This is a genomic window from Dysgonomonas sp. Shenzhen-Wh21, from assembly GCF_043392705.1.
GTDB lineage: Bacteria > Bacteroidota > Bacteroidia > Bacteroidales > Dysgonomonadaceae > Dysgonomonas.
The window spans coordinates 1-3,487 of sequence record NZ_JAIXHZ010000010.1 but is presented as its reverse complement, the minus strand read 5'-3'; the positions used below and the strand labels follow the sequence as shown (position 1 = coordinate 3,487).

At 34.1% G+C, this 3,487-nt stretch carries 5 protein-coding genes; 2 read left to right on the top strand and 3 right to left on the bottom strand.

The window, feature by feature from the left end; all coding sequences use genetic code 11:
* The coding region (gene eis / locus LDB17_RS00275; RefSeq protein ID WP_393924820.1) for an enhanced intracellular survival protein Eis at positions 1–1,091 on the top strand (1,091 nt) is incomplete at its 5' end.
* A 124-nt stretch (positions 1,092–1,215) separates the two neighbouring features.
* On the opposite strand, the gene LDB17_RS00270 is transcribed toward eis, so the two are convergent.
* Positions 1,216–1,770: an NAD(P)H-dependent oxidoreductase gene (locus LDB17_RS00270; RefSeq protein WP_252637393.1), complete on the bottom strand. Its 555-nt coding sequence runs from the start codon at positions 1,768–1,770 to the stop codon at positions 1,216–1,218.
* Between the two features lie 78 nt (positions 1,771–1,848).
* Between LDB17_RS00270 and LDB17_RS00265 the strand changes: the two genes are divergently transcribed.
* Positions 1,849–2,202: a helix-turn-helix domain-containing protein gene (locus LDB17_RS00265; protein WP_252637395.1), complete on the top strand. Its 354-nt coding sequence runs from the start codon at positions 1,849–1,851 to the stop codon at positions 2,200–2,202.
* 64 nt (positions 2,203–2,266) lie between these two features.
* Here LDB17_RS00265 and LDB17_RS00260 read toward each other — a convergent pair whose 3' ends face one another.
* Together LDB17_RS00260 and LDB17_RS00255 are read right to left on the bottom strand one after the other, a co-directional pair.
* Positions 2,267–2,683: an NUDIX domain-containing protein gene (locus tag LDB17_RS00260; protein WP_252637396.1), complete on the bottom strand. Its 417-nt coding sequence runs from the start codon at positions 2,681–2,683 to the stop codon at positions 2,267–2,269.
* 92 nt (positions 2,684–2,775) lie between these two features.
* A complete protein-coding gene (locus LDB17_RS00255) occupies positions 2,776–2,946 on the bottom strand; it encodes a hypothetical protein (protein ID WP_393924819.1) in 171 nt (56 codons plus the stop codon).
* Between the last annotated feature and the right edge of the window lie 541 nt (positions 2,947–3,487).

Below are 3,487 nucleotides of genomic sequence, written 5' to 3'. Positions count from 1 at the left end.
ATGGCGAGATTGTAAAGTCTAAACGTCCCATTCTCAAGAATGCAGATGTTATTGGATGGTTTAATGATGATCAGCTAATCTCTCAATTATGTATTTATCCCTGTCAAGTAAATATTCATGGAAAAATATTTTCAATGGGAGGGTTAACAGGAGTAGGTACATATCCTGAATATGCAAACCTTGGTTTGATGAATGATCTCATAAAATCAGGTCTAGAAATAATGAAGAATAAAGGACAATGGATCTCTTATCTCTATCCCTATTCTATCCCTTATTATCGGCGTAAAGGGTGGGAGATAATGTCCGATCATTTGACTTTTACAATAAAAGATAGCCAGATACCCAAAAACATTGCCGTAAAAGGCTTTGCTGAAAGATTATCTGTTAACGATCCGGATGTAATCTCGGTCTATGATAAATTTGCACGGAGCAACCACGGGGCTTTAATACGAGCTACACAAGAGTGGGAGGAATATTGGAGATGGGAAAATGAAGAGGAAAGAACCGCGGCTGTTTATTATGATAAAGATGACATTCCGCAAGGATATATCTTATATTGGATAGAAGAAGATATATTTCATATCAAAGATATTATATATCTAAATCAAGAAGCAAGAATAGGACTATGGAATTTTGTTTATGCTCATTACTCAATGATAGAAGAGGTACAAGGAAATATATACAAGAATGATCCTCTTCATTTCTTTTTGGATGATGGAAAGATACAAGAGACAATCGAACCTCATTATATGGCTAGAATAGTTGATGTGGTTGAATTTCTTAATAATTTTCCGTTTAAAAACCTGGATGTATTTACTCCTTTCCATTTTGTAGTTTCCGATTCGATCGCAGAATGGAATAGGGGAGCGTTTGGCTTAGTTAAAGATGATAAAGGCAGGCTTACTCATACAAGTGAAGCTGTAGGTAAGCCTGTATATCTCGATATTCAAACATTGACAACTATGCTTATGTCGTATCGTAGTCCTTCATATCTGCATCGGATTGAACGACTTCAGGCAGATAATGATATCATTGAAGTCCTAGAACAAATAATACCAGATAATCAACCGTATTTTTCTGATTATTTTTAATTACTTTTTCTATAATAATAATTGAAGCTTTATATCTCTTACTTGACTTGCTTTCTATTCCACTATGAGATGTGATTTAAGCAATAGACCTGACAAGAGTCATTCTCAATTTTGCATATATTTGCTAAACTTTTTTACTGCATTCAGATAATAGAGATATTAGTTTTTCAGCATGTCTTTCAGCCCTGTCTTTTATTTCATACTCACCATAACCGGACACACCGGATGTTCCATGAAAATATACAGGGTCAATGTAATTCATTTGTGCAAAATATGCTGTCTGTTCCATATTTTTACAAAATTCTAAAACCCGAAAATGATGCTTTTCAAGTGTTCTATACTGGTCTTCAAATGCACCTACGGTAAAACTCGGTACAAAATTCTTGCCTTTTAGTTTGTCACCTTGTGAACCATAAGCAAACTGATGAACAAATACATAGTCAAACCACTGCTTTAAGATTGCAGGCATATTGTACCAGTAAAATGGATACTGAAACACGACTGTATTGTGCCTCAACAAAGCGTCCTGTTCGGCTTGCACATCAATACTAAAGTCAGGATAAAGAGCGTGCAAGTTTCGAATTTCTATATCCAAATTACTTTTTTGCAATCGTTCTACAATAGTTTTATTTGCTATCGATTTATTAAAATTGGGATGAGCTAAAATAAGTAATGCCATACTATAATAATTTTAGTTGCAAAACTAATTATAGTAATTTACCTTTGCAATAACTATCATAATGGATAGGTTGGAGGTATGGCAAAGAATATTGAATTTAATGGAAAAATGTATCATTGCACAGTCAGTTTGGCAATGGATATGATTGGAGGAAAGTGGAAAGTAGTGATATTATATTACTTAAAAGATGGAGAAAAGCGTTATAGCCAATTGCGAAAGGAAATGCCGGATATAACCGAGATGACATTGAGCCTCCAATTGAAACAACTGGAAGAAGTCGGATTAATATCAAGAACTGTGTATGGCGAAAAGCCTCCAATGAAAGTTATATACAAACTCACTCCATTTGGACATACCTTCGTGCCTGCTCTCGAAGCGATAAACAACTGGGGACATACCGTAGTCAGAAAAAAGTGCGAGGCTGTCGATTAGAATATATTGTATTTAGTAAATTCGTCTATTTATAAGAATAATATTTTCTGTTAGGAACTTCTCCTTAAATTACTAATCCATCAGCCTTTAGTCTTTTAAATATCTGAAGTACACCTATAACTTGTGCCGGTTCCTGTTCATAGCTATAACTATCAAAAAACTTGATAGCTTCGATCTCATTATTCGGGGATATATTTTCGTGCAGTTCGTATAAATAACAATCTTGCTCCATTATCAGATTTTCCTCTTCACCATATGCGGGCGCAGTAATATGGCAATAGTATTTTAGCAACTTAACATCTATTTTGAGAGTTAGTTCTTCCCATATTTCTCTCACTAAAGATTGTTGAGCTAATTCATCCGTCTCAATTTTTCCTCCGGGCAAATACCATGCTCTTTTATTATTACTATAAGCTAGGAGCAGCTTGTCATTTTTTATAACAAGAAGCCCTACAGTACGAATAAATTTTATTTTGCACATATTTCTCTAACCATTTTTGTTTTATTTCCGAGCTGGAATTATAATTTATCGCTTTCAGTACTGTTTGCCTATTTCGGAACATCCGATCCCATTCACTGCCGTTTGTCAATATCACCCATAACAGGATCATAGAAATAACGTATTTCGGGTTTCAATGTTTTTATTGTTCTTACAAAATTAGTTATTATTTTGACTTGTTCAGCAGAGCCGATAAAACCTATGATAATAGCTGCGATCTTCTTTATTAGTACTAAAGGAGGCATGATCATGCTCGGAAAAGATTTTGAAAATATTATCGGCTGCAAAACTTTAATAGCAGTAAATAAGATAAAAAAATAAGGCTCGTATATACTTCTCAGGACAACAATTATTCACTGCAACCTGGTATAAGAATCTATATCTTATTGATACTTAAAGATTCTCTGCTTTTACCGATTGCTCTGCCTGCACTTGATTCCCATATACCTGTATTTATTACAGCTTTTATATTAAAACTGACCTTTTCCTAAGAGATGGTAATCCGACAAAAGATAGGTGCTGTTCCGCCCTTTTTAAGTTTGTCTCGACGGATGTAATAAATGACATTGAATGTACTTTTAAATTACAAATAAAACATTATTGTTTTTCGAATGAGTAAATCTAGTACTTCCAAAAACATCTGATACACTGTCAATTAAAGATAATCTAGGGTGAACACTTTGGGGAACGAATTAGGGCGTTCGATGCCCGTTTTATGTCTTTTTCTGGCTACATGGATAAAAAGAAAAATCCTACAATATATTGATATTGTAGGATTTAACTAAC

Coding starts and splice junctions, on each gene's coding strand:
- LDB17_RS00265 (WP_252637395.1), top strand. CDS start 1,849: ATGGCAAAGAATATTGAATTTAATGGAAAAATGTATCATTGCACAGTC.
- LDB17_RS00260 (WP_252637396.1), bottom strand. CDS start 2,683: ATGTGCAAAATAAAATTTATTCGTACTGTAGGGCTTCTTGTTATAAAA.
- LDB17_RS00270 (WP_252637393.1), bottom strand. CDS start 1,770: ATGGCATTACTTATTTTAGCTCATCCCAATTTTAATAAATCGATAGCA.
- LDB17_RS00255 (WP_393924819.1), bottom strand. CDS start 2,946: ATGCCTCCTTTAGTACTAATAAAGAAGATCGCAGCTATTATCATAGGT.